Source organism: Streptomyces sp. NPDC056144, from assembly GCF_042264145.1.
Taxonomy (GTDB): domain Bacteria; phylum Actinomycetota; class Actinomycetes; order Streptomycetales; family Streptomycetaceae; genus Streptomyces.
On the sequence record NZ_JBHJVF010000002.1, the window covers coordinates 357,588 to 376,543 of the forward strand.

Genomic DNA, 18,956 nt, shown 5'->3' on the forward strand with positions numbered 1-18,956 from the left:
GGTCGCTCTCCTGAGCTCGTCCGGTTCCCGCTCCGGGGAACCGCGGGGCCGGGGTGACACCGGTGGTTGGCTCCGGCGCCACCCCGGCGGGTCGACTGTCCTACGCCGAGGGGCGGCGCGTCACTTCGCCAGGAAGGCGAGGAGGGCGGCGTTGACCTCCTCGGCGTGGGTCCACAGCAGACCGTGCGGGGCGTCCTCGATCTCGACGTAGTCGGCCGCCGGGAGCGCCTTGTGGAAGGGGCGCGCGGTGCCCTCGGCCGGGAGGATGCGGTCGGCGGTGCCGTGCAGGATCAGGGCCGGGACGTCGATGGCGGGGATGTCGGCGCGGAAGTCGGTGTACCAGGTCGCCGGGGCGGCGGAGGCGGCGAAGGAGCCGCCGCGGGCCGCGGTGTCCCAGCTGTTGCGGACGGCTTCCTCGCTGATGCGGGTGCCGAGGTTCTCGTCGAGGTTGTAGAAGTCGTTGAAGAAGGCCGTGTAGTAGGCGTAGCGGTCGGCCTTCACGGCGGCGACGACTCCGTCGAAGAACTCCTTCGGAGCCACGCCGTCCGGGTTGTCCTCGCTCTTGAGCAGGCAGGGCTCCAGGGAGGCCAGGAAGGCGACCTTGGCGACACGGCCGGAGCCGTACGAGGCCACGTAACGGGCGACCTCGCCGGTACCCATGGAGAAGCCGACGAGGACGGCGTCGCGCAGGTCGAGGCCCTCCATCACGGTGTTCAGGTCGTCGGCGAAGGTGTCGTAGTCGTAGCCCGTGGTCGGCTGCGAGGAGCGCCCGAAGCCGCGCCGGTCGTACGTGATCACCCGGTGGCCCGCGTCGAGGAGCGCGGCGGTCTGGCGCTCCCAGGAGTGGCCGTCGAGCGGGAAGCCGTGGATGAGGACGACGGGCTGTCCGGCCCCCTGGTCCTCGTAGTACAGCTCGACGGGGTTGGTGTTCTCCTGGCCCACGGTGATGTACGGCATGGGGAGTTTCCTCGCTTCGCGATGAGGGGTCCGCGCGTCGGAGCGGCGCGGTGTGCCCGTCACGCTAGGACCGGTCCGGCGCCCCTTCTTGCCGTACCGCGCACCGTCCCTTGCACGGGGGCGCAGAGCCCGCTCACTCGTCGCCGGACGCTCCGGCCTCGTCCTCCGCGAGGACGATCCGGGCCAGGTGGACCCGGGAACGCACCGCGAGCTTGCGGAAGATCGACGCCAGATGGGTGTTGACCGTGTGCGGGGAGACGACGAGGGTCTCGGCGGCCGAACGGTTGGTGTGGCCCGCGGCGATCAGCCGGGCCACCTTCCGTTCCGAGGCCGTGAGCGCGTCCCAGCCCTGGTCGGTACGCGGCCGGGGCCGGCCCGGTCGCCGGCCAGCGCGTTGGCCGGGACGCTTCGTGGTCCCTTCCAGGTCGGCCCGGACCCGGTCCGCATCGGCGTCCGCCCCGGCCCCGGCCCGGGAGTACAGCTCGTGTGCCCGGGTCAGCGCGGGTGTGGCGGCGGGGTCGCCGGAGGCCAGCAGGGCGCGGCCGAGGTCGGCGGAAGCGGCCGCGAGGGGCAGCGGCCGGGGGCCGCGCAGGAGGATGTCCACCGCCCGCTCCAGGAGACCGCGGTCGGCGGTCACCAGGCCGGCCGCGTGGGCGGCCGTCCCCTGGGCGGTCGGCACGGCGGGGTTACGGGCGGCGTGTGCGGCGGCCTGTGCCGCGAGGTCCTCGGCGGTCTGCCGGTCCCCGCCGCGCAGGGCGATCCGCACCGCCTGGACGACGTGCGGGCGCAGGAGCCGCCACCGGAGGAACGGGTGGTCCCGCCCCACCGACCGCAGGTGTTCGGCCGCCGCCGCGTGTGCGCCGTCGGCGTCGGCGACGACGGCCTCCAGGAACCGGTGCGTGGCGTGGTTGCCCGTGTTCGGCCGGTCGGCGACGGCCGACCGCACGAGGTCCAGGTGCTCCCGCGCGGCCTCGCGGTCGCCGCGCAGCAGGGCGACGAGGCCGCGGTTGACGCGAATGTTGACCAGGTTGCCGGGTACCTGGAGGTCCGCTTCGAGGCGTTCGGCGGTGACGAAGTCGGCGTCCGCGTCGTCGAGCCGCCCGAGCCCCAGGTTCAGGGTTCCCTGGGCCCAGAGCACCATGGCGGGGCGCGCGGGAGCGTCGCCGACCGTCCGGAGGAGTCGCCGTACGGCGTCGAAGTCGTCGCTGTGGATGAGGGCGACGGCCTCCTCGGGAAGGAAGGCCGCGTCGAAGACGCTCAGTGCCGTGTGGTGGGCGACGGCGGCGGCGCAGTCCCCCGCGTTGAGGGCGATCTCGCCCAGACCCCACAGGGCGAGGACGCGGGCCTCGCGGTCGCCGGACCGCTCCGCCTCGGCGAGGGCCCGTTCCGCCGTCTCGCGCGCGGCCCCGAGGTCGCGCCCCCGGGACCGGGCCAGCGCCTGCCGTGCGGTCAGCCGGGCACGGATCACGGGATCGGTGACGGCCGCGAGCGCCGTCGTCGTACGGCGGGTGAGCTCGTGGACGTCGTCCAGGTGCCAGAACGCGTCGCCGAGGACGCACTGCAGGCGGGCGAAGACGTCCATGGGCGGCTGCCGGGCGAGCAGGGCGTCGCCGGTGTCCCGTGCCTGGGTGTACCGGCCCGCGCGGGTCAGGGCGACGACGGCCCGCTCCCCCACGTCGTACGCCAGGGGCGCACGCGGCGGTACGAGTTCCAGGGCGCGCACGGCGAGGTCGGCGGCGAGGTCGGGCATCACGGCGAGCGCGTCGTCGGCGGCCGTGCGGAGCAGTCCGATCGCCTCCGTGTCGCCGGGTTCGGCGCTCTTCAGCAGATGCGGGACCGCGTCGCCGGAGCTCCGGCCGGCCGCGACGAGCCGGGCGGCGGCCTCCCGGTGCAGGGCGCGGCGAACGGAGGGGGCGAGGTCGGCGTACACCGCCTGGCGGAGCAGGTCGTGGCGGAACCGGAGGCGTTCGCCGTCGTCGTCGAGGAGTCCGGCGGCGAGCGCCTCTCCCACTTCGGCGCTCAGGGCGGACGCGGGCCGGCCGCACAGGGCCGCGGCGTCGGCGAGGGAGAACGCGCGGCCCAGGACCGAGCCGATCCGCAGGAAGTGCAGGGTGTCCGGCCGCAGGTCGGCCATGCGGCCGCGTACGCCGACGATCAGCCGCTCGGGCGGCTCCGGCCCGTCCGCGCCCAGGGCGCCCACGGCGCCCGTCACACCTGCGGCGCCCGTCGTGCCGGTCGTGCCCGCAGTGCCCTCCGGGCCCGTCGTTCCCTCCGCCCCCGTCGCCGCGACGGCCGACAGCAGCTCGGCCGCGAGGAAGGGGTTGCCGCCCGTCCCGTCGAGGAGCCGCTCGACCCGCGCGGGCACGTCCCCGCCGAGGGCGTCGCGTGCCAGCTCGCCCAGGGCCGTCTCGGACAGCGGCCCCAGGGGAAGGGTCGTCGCCAGGGACCCCTGCCCGTACAGCTCCGGGTTCTCCCTGCTGGTGAGCAGCCAGAGGACGGGCGAGCTCAGCAGTCGCGCCGGCATGACGCCGAGGGCGAACCGGCTCAGCGGGTCGGCCCATTGAACGTCGTCGACCGCGATCAGCACGGGCGTGCCCGCCGAGCGTTCCTCGATCAGCTGGGCCAGCCGCTCGACGAGCCAGATGCGCTGGTCGTGGTGGCCCGCGAGGTCGGCGAAGTCCGAGCCGGAGAGCAGCGGCGGGTCACCGTGCAGCAGGCCCGAGGCGAGGGAGGCGAGGGGTGCCAGCTGGTGCAGTTCCTCGGCGCGTCCGTGGCTGACGGCGAATCCGCGGGCCCGCGCGAGCGCGACGGTCTCCCGCAGCAGCGCGGTCTTCCCGATCCCGGGCTCGCCGAGGAGCAGCGCGACCGCGCCGCCCTCGCCGTCGCGCACCGCTTCGACCAGGGCGCGCAGTCGCTCCAACTCGGCTTCGCGGCCACGGAGGCCGGGGCGGCTGAGATCCGTCGCCGGCGCTCGCCCGCCGGCCGTGTCGCGGCTCATCCCTTCACCGATCCGGCGAGCAGTCCGCGGGCGAAGTGCCGCCGGAGGAGGAAGAAGACGAGCAGCGGGACGAGGGCGGCCACGAAGGCTCCGGCGGTGAGCCGCTGCCAGTCGTCGCCGTAGGTCCCGGCCAGGTTCGCGAGCCGTACCGTCATCGGCGCGGTCTCGGCCGTTCCGCCCGACAGCGTCAGGGCCACGAGGAGGTCGTTCCACACCCAGACGAACTGGATGACGGCGAAGGCGGCCAGGGCGGGGCGGGCCAGCGGCAGCACGATCCGGAGCAGCAGCGTCCCGTGCGACGCGCCGTCGACGCGGGCGGCCTCGATCACGTCCCGGGGCAGCCCCGCGAGGAAGTTGTGGAGGAGGAACACCGCGAACGGCAGGGCGAAGGCCGTGTGCGCGAACCAGACCTGGCCGAACCTCGCGGCACCGGTGAGGTCCCAGGCGGGCAGGAACAGCCAACCCTCGGAGAAGAGTCTGAGGAGCGGGACGAGCGCCATCTGGAGCGGGACGGCCTGGAGCGCGAAGACGCCCACGACGAGCGCGTCGCGCCCCCTGAAGTCGATCCAGGCGAGGGCGTACGCGGCGAAGAGGGCCAGGACGAGCGGGAAAAGCACCGAGGGAACGGTGATGACGACGGAGTTGACGAAGTACTCGGCGAGCCGCCCCGAGCCGTTCCCTCCGCCGGACAGCACCTCGCCGTAGTTGTCGAGCGTGAACCGCGGCGCCCCGAACACGGTCCACCAGCCCGTCGTCTTGATCGCCTCCTCGGGACGGAAGGAGGAGAGCAGGAGGCCGAGGGTCGGCGTCGTCCAGAGGACCGCGATCACCACGGCGACCGCCGTGAAGGCACGGGAGGCCAGACGCTCCCGGACGCCGTTCACCCGCTCCTCCGCCGCGCCCGGACCTGGTGGGCTACGAAGGGGGTCACCAGGAGGAAGAGGAACACGGCGAGCGCCGCGCCCCGGCCCGTCTCGCCGTAGCGGAAGGCCTGCTCGTACATGGCGTGGGCGACGACGTCCGTGTCGAACTGCCCGCCGGTCATGGTCCTGACGACGTCGAACGTCTTGAGGGTGCCGATCGCCTGGGCGAGGAGGACGACGAGCAGCACGGGCCTGATCGACGGCACGGTGATCCGCCGGAGGATCTGCCCGGGGGACGCCCCGTCGAGCCGCGCGGCCTCGGTCAGCTCCGGCGGTACGGCTCTGATCGCGGCGGTCAGCAGGACGGCCGCGAGGCCCGTCTGGGTCCACACGGTCACCACGACGAGGAACAGGACGTTCCAGGGCGAGTCCACGAGCCACTGCCGCGGTTCGCCGCCGAACGCGACGACGAGCCGGTTCAGCAGCCCGATCTGGTCGGCGTCCGCGGGACGGTAGGCATAGACGAACTTCCAGACGATGCCTGCCCCGACGAGGGAGACGGCCATCGGCGTCAGGACGAGGGCCAGCGCGAACGTCCTGAACCGCGACCGCGCGACGGTCGCCGCGTAGAGCAGACCGATCGCCGTGGACGTCAGCGGCACGAGGACCGTCCACGCCAGGGTGTTGCGCAGCGCCACCAGCGCCCCGGGGTCGGTGAACATCCAGACGTAGTTGTCGAGGCCGACCCAGGTGTCTCCCCCGTTGTCGGTGAACGACAGCGCGAGGGTGCGCAGACCCGGCAGGAGAAGGCCGATCGTGAGCAGGAGCAACGCGGGCGCCAGCAGGATCAGGGCGGCGCCCCGCCCGCGTACCGACCCCCGGTGGAGGGTGAGGAGGAGCAGGGCGACGACCGCCGCGAAGGCGGCGAGGCCCTGGAGCATGAACAGGACCTTGGGCTGCTGGGCGACGACGTCGAACGACATCATCTCTCCGGCCAGGACCGCTCGACGGCGCCGGCGACCTGCCGGGTGCTCGCGCCGCCGACCCAGTCGACGGCTCCCTTCCAGAACGTCCCGGCGCCGACCGACGCCGGCATCAGGTCCGAGCCGTCGAACCTGAACTGGGTCCTGGCGTCCTGGAGCAGCTGGACGGACAGCCGGTCGACCGGGGTCGCGGCGTTCGCCGGGTCCACGCCCTTGTGCGCCGAGACGAACGGGCCCTTCCTCATGCGCGCGTTCGCGAACTCGGCGGTGGCCAGGTACTCCTGGAACGCCCGCACCTCGGGACGGTCGGCGAACGCCGAGGCGAACACTCCTCCGCCGAGGACGGGGCGGCTGGCGGGGTCGGTACCGGGCAGGAGGAAGGCGTAGACGTCCTTGTCCGGTCCGATCTCGGTGCCCTTCGGCCACATGTCGGCGTAGAACGAGGCCTGACGGTGCATCGCGCAGTCACCGGACAGGACCGGGGTGCCGGCCTCCTGGAAGGAGATCGACGCGATCGACTTCGCCGGACCGAAGCCGCCGTTGGCGTACCGGTCGTTCTTGAGGACGGACCCCACGGTGTCCATGGCCCTGAGCACGCGCGGGTCGTCGAACGGGATCTCGTGGGCGACCCACTGGTCGTAGACGTCCGTGCCCTGCTGGCGCAGCAGGACGTCCTCGATCCAGTCCGTCACGGGCCAGCCCGTCGCCTCCGCCGACTCGGCGCCCGCGCACCACGGTGTGACGCCGGAGGCCGCGACCTTCTCGGTGAGGGCCATCAGTTCGGTCCACGTACGGGGAACGCTCAGGCCCCTGTCGCGGAAGAACGCCGGGGAGTACCAGACGAACGACTTCACGTTCGCGACCAGCGGGGTGCCGTAGAGAGTGCCGTCCACGGTGGAGTAGCCGTTCCAGTCCGCCGACCAGCCCTGGCGCGCGAGAGCGGCGGTACGGGGGCTCACGGGTTTCAGCTTCCCCGCCCGCGCGAACCGTTCCATGAGGCCGGGCTGGGGGAAGAACGCCACGTCGGGGGCGTTGCCGCCGTCGACCCGGAGCTGGATCCGCGCCTCGAACTCCCCGTCGCCCTCGTACTGGACGTCGATTCCCGTGCAGTCGGCGAAGTCCGCCCACGTCTCCTCGAACAGGTCCGCTTCCCGGTCCCGGTTCTCCGCGTACACCGTGACCCGAGTGCCGGGGTGTGTGCCGTAGCGGGCGTACGGTGCGCAGTCCGCGGTGGTGTGCGACCGCGAACCGCTGTCCTGCGGGGTGCCGCAGGCGGTGGCGGTGGCGGCGAGGGTGATGACGGCGAGCGCGAGCCTCGCGCCGAACCTCATGGGTGTGCTTCCTCCGATCGCCCGCCGCGCGTTCTCGACGGGCGTTTCGGAAAGCTACCGGGTCCGAACGACTTAGACCAATCGTTCGAAGGGGAAGTGCCTGGTCAAGGCCGCACAAACCCCCTACAGCCCGAAGCGGGCACGGCGGTCCTCGGGCACGAGGTCGGCGTACTCGGGGTGCTTGCCGATCCAGCCGCGGATGAACGGGCAGTACGGCAGGACGCGCAGCCCGCGCGCCCGGGCGTCGTCGAGGGCGCCCCGGGCAAGCAGCCCGCCGAGGCCACGCCCGCCGAAGCGGGGATCGATCTCGGTGTGGATGAAGGCGATCTCGCCCTCGGAGAGGTGGTACTCGGCGAAGCCCGCGGTCTCGGGGGCCTCGCCGCGTGCGTCGTCCGCCCCGGCGACGGCGAGGATCTCGTAGCGGGACTTCTCGGGGCGGTCGAGAACCTGGGGTTCCATGAGGGTTCCTGTCTGGTGGCGGTGGTACGGGGGAGGTGGCCGGGTCAGAGGGTGCGGCGCACGCCCGCCTGGCGTTCCAGGTTGCGGAGCTGGACGGCGAGGTCGCCTTCCACGGCGAGATGGGCGGGGCCGCTGCGGCCGATCGGCAGGACCTGCTCGCTGCGCATGTCCTCCAGCATCAGGGCGAACGCCGTGTACATCGCTACCACCGCCACCACCAGCCCGAGCACCCCGGCGGTGCGCGTCAGCCATTCGGCGCCGGTGACGCCCGCGAGACCGGTGGCGGCCCAGCGGGGCAGCGAGACGGCGAGGACGAGCCACAGCGCCCGCTTGGGACCGGTCACCGCGGTCATCAGCGCCCCGAAGCAGAGCAGGGCCAGATTGAAGACGCCGAGCACCTTCAGGCCGTCGGCCGCGCCGGTGAGCATGACGAGCGCGTAGGGCAGCCAGCTGCCGGCGAACACCGCCATCAGCGTGGCCGCGATCACGTCACGGGCCCCGAAGGCCAGGTAGCTGACCAGGAGTTGCAGGACGAAGGCGGGCAGCACGGTGAAGGCGACCGCGGTGCGGGCCTCCTCGCCGAGGATGCCGAGCTGGAGGCAGCCCGTCATCACGGACGCGATGGCGATCGTGAAGAACCCGAGCGGCATGGGTGAGGCGATGGGACGCAGCGTGATCCGCGTCATCGACCGCAGGTCCGGCTCGAATCGGCGTTCCGGGGGGACGTCCGGCGGGGCGTCGGTCATCTGATGTCTCTCTTTCAGTGCGCGAAGCAGGGGTCGACGAACGACGGCTGTGCGTCCGGGGCCGAGCCGCGCGCGACGCGCCACAGGCGGTGCTGCTCGGACTCGGCGGCGGCCTCGGCCACCAGCGAGGCCTGGCGGGTGCCGCCCTGGTAGCCGCCGAACCGGGCGACGGGGCTCCACGCGGGGCTCACCGGCGGTACGGCCTCGTCGAGTCCCTCGTACTCCGCCGTCGCGTAGACGATCCGGCCGCCGACGACGGTGAGGACGGCCTCGATGTCGGGGATGACGTCCTCGGGCACGGTGAGGAAGTCGTCGGAGAGGACCGCGAGGTCGCCGTAACAGCCCTCCCTCAGGGTTCCCTTGACGTCCTGCTCGCCGGTGAGCTCCGCTCCGCCCCGGGTGTAGAGGCCGAGGGCGGTCTCCCGGTCGATCAGGTTCCCGGCCGGGTAGAGCGCGGTCCCGCCGACGGTGCGGCCGGTGACCAGCCAGTGGAGGGCGACCCACGGGTTGTACGAGGAGACCCGGGTCGCGTCCGTTCCGGCGGCGACGGTCAGGCCGCGGTCGAGCATGGCCCGGACCGGCGGGGTGTGGGCGGCGGCCTCGGCACCGTAACGGTCGAGGAAGGCGGTGCCCTGGAAGGACATCCGGTTCTGGACCGAGACGGCGCCGCCCAGGGCGGCGATCCGGTCGAGGCTGTCGGCCGAGACCGTCTCCGCGTGGTCGAAGAGCCAGCGGTTGCCGCCGGGGAACAGTCCCTCCGCCGCGAGCTTCTCGAAGACGGCCAGGTCGCGCCGGATCGTCTCGTCATAGGTCGCGTGGAGCCTGAATCCCCAGCCGTTCGCGAGCAGCAGCCGTACGGCGTCCTCGAACTCGGTCTCGTAGCCGGCGGCCAGCTCGGGCCGCGGCTCGGAGAAGTTCTCGAAGTCGGCGGCGGCCCAGGTCAGGTTCTCGCCGGCGCCGTTCAGCCGGAGCCACTCGTCCCCGTCCCCCGGCTTCACCGTCTCGGTCCAGCGTTTGAGGTCGGCGAGCTCCTGCCCGGCGGTCTGCGGGAACAGGTGGTAGGCGATCCGGAGGGTCAGCTCTCCCGTCCTGGCGAGGTCGACGACCGTGGCGTAGTTGTCGGGGAAGTTCTGGAATCCGCCGGCGGCGTCGACGGCGGAGGTCAGTCCGAAGCGGTTCAGCTCGCGCAGGAAGTGGCGCGTCGACGTCCGCTTGTCGGTGTCGTCGAGCGTGGGTGCCTTCGCGAGCGTCGAGTAGAGGATGAGCGCGCTCGGCGCCGCGAGCAGCACGCCGTTGGGTTCGCCGTCCCGGCCGCGGACGATCTGCCCGCCCCGGGGATCGGGGGTGGCGCGGGTGAATCCGGCGGCCTTGACGGCGGCCCGGTTCATCAGCGCCGACTGGTACAGGTGCAGGACGAACACCGGGGTGTCGGGAGCGGCGGCGTTGAGCTCGGCGACGGTCGGCATCCGGCGCTCGACGAACTGTTCGGCGGTCCAGCCGCCGACCACCCGGATCCACTGCCCCTTGGGCGTGCGCCCGGCCTGCTCCCGCAGCATCGCCAGGGCCTGGCGGAGGCTCCGTACGCCGTCCCAGCGCAGCTCCAGTACGTAGTTGAGGCCGCCCCGGATGACGTGCAGGTGCGAGTCGTTGAGCCCCGGGACGACACGGCGGCCGAGCGCGTCGACGACCTTCGTGCCTGGACCGACGAGGTGAGCGAGGTCGTGGTCGTCACCGAGCGCCGCGACCCGGCCGTCGCGGATCGCGACCGCGCGCGCCTCGGGTCGGTCGGGGTCGCCCGTGAACACCTTCGCGTTGCGGACGAGGAGGTCGGCGTACGCGTGCTCCCCGCGCATGGCGGGGACGAGCCCGGCCACCGGCATGCTCGCCGAGGAGCCGGTCGAGGAACCAGTCGTCGAAGGTCCGGTCGTGGTCATGCGAGGGCCTTCCGGAGGGCGTCGACCGCGACGCTGATCGCGAGTTCCGCGCCGTGCGTCTCGCGCAGCGCGTTCAGCATCACGAAGTCGTGGATGACGCCCTGGACGCGCAGGGCCGTGACCGGCACTCCGGCGGCGCGGAGCTTCGCCGCGTACGCCTCGCCCTCGTCGCGCAGGACGTCGGCCTCGGCCGTGACGACCAGAGCCGGCGGGAGGCCGGTGAGCTGCTCGGTGGAGGCACGCAGCGGCGAGGCGGTGATCTGGGCACGCTCGGCCTCGTCCGTCGTGTACTGGTCCCAGAACCACGTCATCGCGTCGCGGCGCAGGAAGTAGCCCTCGGCGAAGGCATGGTACGAGTCGGTGTCGAAGCCCGCGTCCGTGACCGGGTAGAAGAGGACCTGCTGGACGAGCGTCACGTCTCCGCGCTGCTTGGCCATGAGGGTGAGGGCAGCGCTCATGTTGCCGCCGACCGAGTCGCCCGCGACCGCGATCCGCGTGCCGTCGAGCTCCTTGTGGTGACCCTCGCGGGCGACCCACTGGGCGACGCTGTAGTTCTGCTCGATCGCGACGGGGTAGCGCGCCTCGGGCGAGAGGTCGTACTCGGGGAAGACCACGGCCGCCCGGGCGCCGACGGCGAGTTCACGGACGAGCCGGTCGTGGGTGTGGGCGTTGCCGAAGACCCAGCCCGCTCCGTGGATGTAGAGGATGACGGGCAGCGGGCCGGTGGCGCCGCGCGGGCGGACGATCCGGGCCCGGACGTCGCCGGTCGGGCCGCCGTGGACGGTGATCCACTCCTCGTCGACCTCGGGCAGGGGCACGCCCTCGCCGTTCTGGACGTCGTCCACGGCCTTGCGGCCTTCGGCGACGGGGATCTGGTAGAGGTACGGCGGCTGGGCGGTGGCGGCGGCGAACGCCTGGGCGGCGGGTTCGAGGACCGGACGGTTCGTCATGAGTGTTGCTCCTTGTGGGTGTTGGTGGAGGTGAGAGGTCTGCGGGGGTGGGATGGTGGGCCTCAGCGGGTCGCGCGCGCGGCGGCGAGGATAACGTGGGTGACCGTGGTCGGGCGGGAGACGGCCACGGCGTGCGACGCGTCCACCTCGGTGACGTGGGAACCGGCGCGCCGGGCCATCCACCGCTGGGCGGCCGGGGGGATGTTCTTGTCGGCGGTGGCGATCAGCGCCCAGGACGGGATCTCCCGCCAGGCCGCCCGGCCGGCCTTCTCCTCCAGCGCGGTGGTGGCGACCGGGCGTTGACTCGCGGCCATGACGGCCGCGTCGGCGGCGGGCACGTCGGCGGCGAACTGCCGGTGGAACTTCGCCTGCTCGATGACGAGTTCGGTGCCGGAGCCGGTGCCGCCGGGCAGGGGGTACGAGCGCGGGGTCACGGTGTCGCCGAGGGTCGAGCCGGGGAACCTCGCCGCGAGCTCGGCGGCGCTCTCTCCCTCGTCCGGGGTGAACGCGGCGATGTAGACGAGGGCCTTGACCCGGCTGTCGCCGACCGCGGCGCCGCTGATGACGGCGCCGCCGTAGGAGTGCCCGACCAGGACGACGGGGCCGTCGACGGTGGCCAGCACGCTGCGCAGGTAGGCGGTGTCCTCGGCGAGGCCGCGCAGCGGGTTGGCGGGGGCGAGGACGGGATGGCCGGCGTGCCGCAGCCGCCGGATCGTGCCGCTCCAGCTGGAGGCGTCCGCGAAGGCTCCGTGGACCAGGACGATCGTCGGCTTCGGCGTGTTCGACGTGGGCCCGGAGTCGTACGGGTCCGTAGCGGCGGAGGCCGGGCGGCGCGCGGGCCCGGCGCCGACCAGGGCGGCCAGCGTGGCGGGCAGGGCGAGACCGAGGGCGAGGGTGCGCCTCGTGGGATGCGTGGGATGCATGGGATGGTCCTTGTCGGGTGAGGAAATGGTGCGGTGTCGCGCCGGTACGGGGCGGCCGGACACGCCGACCGCTCAGAGGCCGTACGCCTCCAGGAGCCGGAGCCAGACCTCGCTCACGGTCGGGAAGGCGGGCACGGCGTGCCACAGGCGTTCCAGGGGGACTTCGCCCACGACGGCCACGGTGGCGGTGTGGATGAGCTCGGTCGCCATCGGGCCGGTGAGCGTGCAGCCGACGACGACGCCTCGGCTCTCGTCGACGACGAGCTTGGCGAGACCCCGGTAGTCGTCCGCGTGGAGCGCGGCCCCCGCGACGTCGTCGACGCGGTACTCCACGACGCGTACCGCGAGTCCCGCCGCGCGTGCCGCGTGTTCCGTGAGCCCCACGCTCGCGATCTCGGGGCGGGTGAAGACGGCCTGCGGGACGGCGGTGCGGTCGGCACCCGCGCTCCACGGCTTCAGGCCGCCGGCTTCGGCGGGGCGTCCCGCGGCCCGCTCGGCGATCGCCGCCGCGCAGGCGCGGGCCTGGTACTTCGCCATGTGGGTCAGCGGGGCGCGGTGGTTCACGTCGCCGACGGCGTAGAGCCAGTCGCCGTCGACAGAGGTGACCCGGCAGGTGTCGTCGACCGGGAGCCAGTCGCCGGCCGGCAGCCCCACGGAGCGCAGGCCGAGGTCCGCGGTGCGCGGCCGCCGTCCGACGGCGGCGAGGACCTCGTCGCAGACGAGGGCGGCCCCGTCGTCGGTGTGCACGGTCACCGCGCGGGTGTCCTCGTCACGGGCGACGCGGACAGCCGACACCCCGAAGCGGATCGTGACGCCCAGGTCGCTCAGCCCCCGGGTGACCTCCTCGCCGGCGCACGGCTCCCAGCCGGTCAGGAGGGCCTGGTCGCGGACGAGCAGGGTGACGGAAGAGCCGAGCGAACGCCACGCGGTGGCCGTCTCGCAGGCCACCACTCCCCCGCCGATGACGACGAGCCGTCCGGGTACCGCGTCGGCCGTGGTGGCCTGCCGGTTGGTCCAGACGCCGATCCGGTCGATCCCCTCGACCGGCGGGAGGGCCGGTTCCGTACCGGTGCAGACGACGACCGCGCGCCGGGCCGCCAGGGTACGGACCTCGCCGTCGGCCCCGGTCACCTCCACGCGGCGCTCACCGGCGAGCCGTCCGTGCCCCCGTACGAGCGCGATTCCCGCGCCGTCGAGCCAGTCGGCCTGACCGGTGTCGTCGCCGCGCCCGGTGAAGCGGTCGCGGCGGGCCAGCACCCGCGCCGGGTCGATGTCCGCCGTGACCGTCTGCCGGGCCCCGTCGACCGCTCGGGCGTCCGCCCGGGCGGCTCCGGGCCGCAGCAGGGCCTTGCTCGGCACGCAGGCACGGTAGGAGCACTCGCCGCCCACCGCGTCGGCCTCGACGACGACGGCGGTCAGGCCGGACCGCACGAGCCGGTCGGCGACGACCTCGCCGCCCGGTCCGCCGCCGACCACGACGACGTCGTACGTGTCCATCAGCCGCGCACCAACGGGGTGTCCACGAGGTGTTCGGCCAGGAACCAGACCTGGGCCTCGCCGGTGCGGATGACCTCGGACACGAGCAGGTCGGTGCTGCCCTCGTCGCCCTCCGCCGCGATCCGTGCGGCGGCGTCCCGGGCGTCGATCAGGATCCGCTCGTGGGCGTCGAGGAGCCGCGACAGCATGACGGGCACCGGCTCGACGCCGTCCGGGGGCCGGGGGATCGCGGTCAGCTCGGCGACGTGGCGGGGGTCGCCGACCGCGACGCCGCCGAGGCTCTGGACCCGCTCGGCCAGCGCGTCCACGATGGCCAGTTGGGCCTCCGCGTGCTTGTCCAGCATGAGGTGGAGCGAGTAGAAGGTCGCACCGCGCATCAGCCAGTGGTGCTTCTTGTAGAGCGAGTACAGGATCTGCGTGTCGGCGAGGACGCGGTTCAGCCGCTGGCAGGCGTACATGCGGGTGTCGTGGCCGAGGCCGATCGGCAGCTGCTTGAGCGTGCCGAACGCCTGCGTCTCGGCGCCCTTCTGATGCAGCAGAGGCTGACCGCCGCCGTGCGGGGTCGTGAGGGTGGTGTCCACCGATTACTCCTGAGGGGAAAGGGGGGTGTGCAGCACGAGCCGGGTGAGGAGTCCGCTGCCGAGACCGGCGGCGAGGGCGAGGGCCGCCCACCACGGCGGGTACGGCGCGAGGCCGAGGACCGCGTCGAGGGACCAGGCGCCGGGGCCCGTGGCGGCGAGGGCGGTGGCGGTGCCGATGAGGACGAGCGGGTACTCGTACCCGTCGTTCTGCACCCAGAGGCCGTGGCGCCACTTCACGGTGAGGGCGACCGTCATGACGCCGACGGTGCCGGTCGCGGCGAGCGGGGTGAGCAGGCCGGCGGCGAGCAGCAGACCGGAGCCGATCTGGCCGCCGCCCGCCGCGAGGGCGGTGAGCGCACCGCCCCGGAAGCCGTCGGCGCGGAACTCCTCCGTGCCGCCCGCGAGGCCCTTGCCGCCGAGGTGACGGCTGACCTTCTGCACCCCGTGCCCCGCCACGAGCAGACCCACCAGCAGACGCAGGATCAGAATGCCGGTGTCCAAGGGGGTCAGCCGGCCGCGTGCGCGCCGATGACGCTCTGCGCGTACACGACGCCCAGGCCGTACGCGCCCGCGTGGGCCTTCACGATCTCCATGACGGCGCCGTACGTCTCCTGGCGCGCCCAGTCCCGCTGGAGCTCCAGGAGGACCTGCACCCAGGTCACCGGCACGGCACCGGCGGCGATCATCCGCTGGAGGGCGTGCTCGTGGGCGGCGGGGCTGACGCCACCGGAGGCGTCGGTCACGACGTACACCTCGTAACCCTGCTCAAGGGCCGAGAGCGCGGGCAGCACGAGGCAGACCTCGGTCCAGAGCCCGGACAGGACGATCTTCTTGCGCCCGGTCGCCTTGACCGCCGCGACGAGCGCCTCGTCCTCCCAGGCGTTCATGGTCGTGCGGTCGATGACCTCGTTCTTGGGGAACACCTCGGCGAGCTGCGGCAGCAGGGGGCCCGAGAAGGACTCGGCGGCGACCGTGGTCAGGACCGTCGGAACGTCGAACGCGACGGCCGCCTTGGCGAGACCCACGGTGCTGTTGATGATCGCGGCACGGTCACCGCTGCCGGTGCCGAAGAACATCTGCGGCTGGTGGTCCACGAAGAGCATGACGGCGTTGTCGGGCGTGAGCAGGTCCTTGCTCGGGGCGGCCTGCACCTTGGCGATGTCGAACATGAGGGGTCCCTTCGAAACGGTAGGAAACGCGCCCACCGCCTCCGCGGCTCGGCACCTCTTCACGCTACGAGCGACCCGCCCGACCGATTTGACCTCCCGCGCCCAGGGGTTGGCACGACAGCGCACACCGTGAGCCGAGAGCTCGGCCTGCGTCCGCGGGTTCCCCCGTCTCGCCGCGTCACGGTCACGCCACGGTCGCCGCATCGTGCTGGGCCTGTAACGAAACCGAGTTGCCCCTCCTCCTCCGTTCGCCGCTTGGCGAGAATCGTTTTGTCGCTTGCACACGGACCGGCTCCGGTTCGGTCACGGGGGAAGAGGAACCAGGAATGAACTCCATTACTGCCAGAGGCGGTTCAGTGCGTCGGGGTCTGCGGGGCGCCACTCTGGGCGCGTCCGTGGTCGCGGCTCTCCTCGCGACCACCGCCTGTCAGCCCTCCGGTGGTGACAACGGGGCCGCCGCTCCGCCCGCCGCCTCCTCGTCGGCCGGCGCGCCGTCGGCCACCACCGCGCCGACCAGCGCGTCGCCGACCACCGAGCCTTCGGGCTCCGCCTCGACCGATGCCGGTGCGCCGGCGACCAAGACGCCGTCGAAGGGCTCCGGAACCGGGACGAGCAGCCCCACCGGCGGGGAGACCGGGGACAGCGGCGAGACCGGTGGTGGCAACGGCACGAAGTACCCGGACTGCGAGGCCGACGGTCTCGGCACCGCGGTCGAGCTCCAGGACCCGCGCGGGGAGACCCCCCGCCACTTCCTGCTGACCGTCACGAACAACGACCGGACGCCCTGCGTCCTCAACGAGGCGCCGATGGTGCGGCTGAAGGCCGGTAACGACGCGCCGATCGTCGAGACCCTCGGCGAGCCCAGCAGCGAGCCGATCGTCGTCGAGGGGGGCGGCAAGGCCTACGCCGGTCTGTACGTCTTCGGCAACGACGAGGGCGGCGAGGCCGAGTACGACCAGTCCGACCGCTTCACCGCCACCCTGGTCGCCGGCGAGGGCACCGAGCTGAGCGGCACGCTCATCTTCGACCTGCCCGACGGGCTCGACACCGTCTCCGTCGACGACGCCGCGCGGCTGCACGGCTGGGCCCTCACCGAGGGCATGGCCATGCGTCCGGTCACCCAGCTCTGACCGTCCGCCACACCTTCACCGCCGCTTCTCCGCCGCCGCATCTCCCGCACCGGGAGGTGCGGCGGTCCGCGTGGTCCTCCCGGCGCGGGGAATAGCGGGCGGGGACAGCCCTGTTGCGGACTGTCACAACGGCGCAGCGCGCCACCCGTTCACCAGGAGGGACTGTCATGAGGATCGGCATCATCGGGGCCGGCAACATCGGCGGCAACCTCACCCGCCGTCTCACCACCCTCGGACACGAGGTGTACGTCGCCAACTCCCGCGGCCCGCACACGCTCACCGCCCTCGCCGAGGAGACCGGCGCCACCCCCGTGACCGTCACGGAGGCCGCCCGGGGCGCTCAGATCGTCGTCGTGACGATCCCGCTGAAGGCGATCCCGGACCTTCCGTCGGCCGGGCTCTTCGACGGTGCCGCCGAAGGTTTCGCCGTGATCGACACCGGCAACTACTACCCGCAGCAGCGCGACGGCCGGATCGCGGCCATCGAGGACGAGGGACTCACCGAGAGCCGTTGGACCGAACGTCACCTGGGGCACCCGGTGATCAAGGCGTTCAACGGCACGTACGCCGAGGACATCCTCGACCGTCCGCGCCCGGCCGGCGACCCCGAGCGGATGGCGCTGCCGGTCGCGGGCGACGACGAGCAGGCGAAGAAGGCGGTCCGCGAGCTCATCGACGAGCTCGGCTTCGACACGGTCGACGCGGGCGGCATCGACGACTCCTGGCGCCAGCAGCCCGACACCCCGGTGTACGGGCTCCGCGCGGGCGTGGCGGCCGTGGAGCGCGCCCTCGCGGAGGCGTCGCCGGAGCGGCCGGAGTCCTTCCGCGGGTGACCCGGAACCGACCTGACGACGCCGACCCGACGACGCCGCCGCGGCTCACGGCCGCGGCGGCGCCTCGGTCGGCGGTCGTCCGTCAGGAGGCCGGGACCTCGTCGACGAAGGCGGTGCCCGCGCCGCGGAGGGCGGCGAGCTTCGTCGCGACCTGGGCCGGGGTCAGGACCTGGTCCTTGACGTGCAGGACGTAGTCGACCTGCTGGTCGTAGGCGCGCGGAGTGGTCGAGGGCTGGCCGTTGAGGTCGATCAGCCACTGGTTGAAGTTGATGGACATGGGACGTTCGGGCAGGTACGCGGCGTCGTGGGTGCCGAAGACCGCGCCGTCGACGTAATAGGTGATCTTGCTGTTGTCGATGGTCACCACCAGGTCGTGCCAGCCCGCGAAACTCGTACGGCTCTCGCTGTGCTGGTTGACCGCCTGCCAGGGGTCGGGGTTGTAGGTCTCCCAGGAGGTCGTGTAGAGGATGTTCGCCGGCTCGCCCCAGCCGCCGTTGGGCAGGTACTCGAAGTCGTACTCGGCGTAGTCGTCGGCCATCGGGGCCTTGAGGTCGTTGATGGTGAAGAAGGTCTGGACGACGCGGTCGCCGTCCGGGCCGTACTTGGGCGCGTCGGAGAACTTCACACGGGCCGCGTACGTGCCGTTCTTGAACTTCGTGGCCTTGGTGAGGACCTCGGTGTGCGTCGTGGTCGCACCGGTCCCGGCGCTGGAGGTCTCCAGGTTCATCACCGTGTTGCCGCTCTGGTTGACGAAGGTGACCTTCGACGGGTCCCAGGTGGCGCCCGGGACGCCGGGTCCGCCTGCGTTGGAACGGACGCTCCAGCCGTGGTTCGCCAAAGCCGGGTCGGTGTGCGAGGTGTAGGAGAAGTCGTCGAACAGGACCTGGCCGCCGCCCGCCGGCGGATCGGTCGGGGTCGGGGTGGGCGTCGGGGTGGGCGGGTCCGTGGGTTCGTTTCCGGCGGGGGCGGTGCCCCAGACGTTCGCACCGGCTATCTGTGCCGTGACCTTGGTCCAGTCCGCGTAGGCCGTCTGCGCTCCGCCGAAGGAGTAGTCGTCGCTCTGCGTCAGGGTCTGCCAGGTGGACTGGTAGAAGCGCAGCTGCATGTCGCCCGTGTCCGCGCCGGGGGCGAGCGTGCCGGCCGCGGGGGTGAAGCCGATCTCCAGGTAACGGTCCGCGGTGGCCGTCGGGTTGGTGAGCGTGCCGAAGGTGCCCGTGATGACGGAGCAGCCCTTCACCGCCCAGGAGCAGGCGAAGCGGTACGCCGCCGTCGCCGAGTCGGCCTTGAAGTAGTAGCGGATCTTCACCTGGCTCAGCTGAACGGTGGTCGTGCCGGTGTTGCGCACCTTGAGCCACGGTTCGGTCTGGTCCGCCGTCGCGCCGCTCGCGCTGGTGCGGTACTGGACGGCCAGCCCGTCGCCCGACGCGGCGGACGCCGTGGTGAGGGGCAGGGTCGCGAGCGCCGCGCTGCCGACGGCGGCGGTCAGGGCGAGGGCCGCGCGGGCTCCTCGGCCGGCGGTACGGACGTGCTTCGTCATGCGACGGTTCCTTTCGATGGCTCCTGCCTTCACGCAGGAGGGGTCGGGAGAGGGTGCGCGGGACA

Annotated in this window: 17 protein-coding genes; 2 read left to right on the plus strand and 15 right to left on the minus strand. The window is 72.9% G+C overall.

Annotation, left to right across the window (positions count from 1 at the left end):
• Positions 1-120: 120 nt before the first annotated feature.
• From ACFC0Z_RS08115 to ACFC0Z_RS08180, 14 genes are all read right to left on the minus strand, one after another.
• Positions 121-957, minus strand: coding sequence for an alpha/beta fold hydrolase (locus tag ACFC0Z_RS08115; RefSeq protein ID WP_376434030.1), 837 nt, complete (start codon positions 955-957; stop codon positions 121-123).
• A gap of 133 nt (positions 958-1,090) precedes the next feature.
• Positions 1,091-3,955, minus strand: coding sequence for an AAA family ATPase (locus ACFC0Z_RS08120; protein WP_376434032.1), 2,865 nt, complete (start codon positions 3,953-3,955; stop codon positions 1,091-1,093).
• Entirely contained in the window at positions 3,952-4,839 is an 888-nt protein-coding gene (locus ACFC0Z_RS08125; RefSeq protein WP_376434034.1) for a carbohydrate ABC transporter permease, read from the minus strand. Before ACFC0Z_RS08125 ends, ACFC0Z_RS08120 begins: the two co-directional genes overlap by 4 nt.
• Complete coding sequence (locus tag ACFC0Z_RS08130) at positions 4,836-5,804, minus strand: carbohydrate ABC transporter permease (RefSeq protein ID WP_376434036.1); 969 nt, start codon at positions 5,802-5,804, stop codon at positions 4,836-4,838. Before ACFC0Z_RS08130 ends, ACFC0Z_RS08125 begins: the two co-directional genes overlap by 4 nt.
• Entirely contained in the window at positions 5,801-7,132 is a 1,332-nt protein-coding gene (locus tag ACFC0Z_RS08135; RefSeq protein WP_376434038.1) for an ABC transporter substrate-binding protein, read from the minus strand. Before ACFC0Z_RS08135 ends, ACFC0Z_RS08130 begins: the two co-directional genes overlap by 4 nt.
• 123 nt (positions 7,133-7,255) lie before the next feature.
• The gene (locus tag ACFC0Z_RS08140) at positions 7,256-7,591 is read right to left on the minus strand and encodes a GNAT family N-acetyltransferase (protein ID WP_376434040.1); all 336 of its coding nucleotides are present in this window, start codon (positions 7,589-7,591) and stop codon (positions 7,256-7,258) included.
• Between the two features lie 44 nt (positions 7,592-7,635).
• Positions 7,636-8,337, minus strand: coding sequence for a GPR1/FUN34/YaaH family transporter (locus ACFC0Z_RS08145; RefSeq protein WP_376434042.1), 702 nt, complete (start codon positions 8,335-8,337; stop codon positions 7,636-7,638).
• Positions 8,338-8,351: 14 nt separating this feature from the next.
• Positions 8,352-10,271, minus strand: a complete 1,920-nt coding sequence (locus ACFC0Z_RS08150) for an amidohydrolase (protein WP_376434044.1) — start codon at positions 10,269-10,271, stop codon at positions 8,352-8,354.
• Complete coding sequence (locus ACFC0Z_RS08155; RefSeq protein ID WP_376434046.1) at positions 10,268-11,221, minus strand: alpha/beta hydrolase; 954 nt, start codon at positions 11,219-11,221, stop codon at positions 10,268-10,270. Before ACFC0Z_RS08155 ends, ACFC0Z_RS08150 begins: the two co-directional genes overlap by 4 nt.
• 62 nt (positions 11,222-11,283) lie before the next feature.
• On the minus strand, positions 11,284-12,144 hold the full coding sequence (locus ACFC0Z_RS08160) for an alpha/beta fold hydrolase (protein WP_376434048.1): 861 nt from the start codon (positions 12,142-12,144) through the stop codon (positions 11,284-11,286).
• Between the two features lie 72 nt (positions 12,145-12,216).
• Positions 12,217-13,641 (minus strand): dihydrolipoyl dehydrogenase family protein, encoded by a 1,425-nt coding sequence (locus ACFC0Z_RS08165; protein ID WP_376434050.1) that lies wholly within the window; start codon positions 13,639-13,641, stop codon positions 12,217-12,219.
• Complete coding sequence (locus ACFC0Z_RS08170; RefSeq protein ID WP_376434051.1) at positions 13,641-14,222, minus strand: Dps family protein; 582 nt, start codon at positions 14,220-14,222, stop codon at positions 13,641-13,643. The genes ACFC0Z_RS08165 and ACFC0Z_RS08170 overlap by 1 nt, the downstream gene beginning before the upstream one ends.
• Before the next feature lie 3 nt (positions 14,223-14,225).
• Entirely contained in the window at positions 14,226-14,723 is a 498-nt protein-coding gene (locus ACFC0Z_RS08175) for a DoxX family protein (protein ID WP_376434053.1), read from the minus strand.
• Positions 14,724-14,728: 5 nt separating this feature from the next.
• Complete coding sequence (locus tag ACFC0Z_RS08180) at positions 14,729-15,391, minus strand: hydrolase (RefSeq protein ID WP_376434055.1); 663 nt, start codon at positions 15,389-15,391, stop codon at positions 14,729-14,731.
• A gap of 395 nt (positions 15,392-15,786) precedes the next feature.
• Here ACFC0Z_RS08180 and ACFC0Z_RS08185 point away from each other — a divergent pair, with 395 nt between their 5' ends.
• A complete protein-coding gene (locus ACFC0Z_RS08185) occupies positions 15,787-16,521 on the plus strand; it encodes a DUF4232 domain-containing protein (RefSeq protein WP_376434057.1) in 735 nt (244 codons plus the stop codon).
• A 167-nt stretch (positions 16,522-16,688) separates the two neighbouring features.
• Positions 16,689-17,354, plus strand: a complete 666-nt coding sequence (locus ACFC0Z_RS08190) for an NADPH-dependent F420 reductase (RefSeq protein ID WP_376434059.1) — start codon at positions 16,689-16,691, stop codon at positions 17,352-17,354.
• 82 nt (positions 17,355-17,436) lie between these two features.
• Here the strand turns inward: ACFC0Z_RS08190 and ACFC0Z_RS08195 are convergent, their stop codons facing one another.
• Positions 17,437-18,891: a cellulose binding domain-containing protein gene (locus ACFC0Z_RS08195; protein WP_376434061.1), complete on the minus strand. Its 1,455-nt coding sequence runs from the start codon at positions 18,889-18,891 to the stop codon at positions 17,437-17,439.
• Positions 18,892-18,956 lie beyond the last annotated feature (65 nt).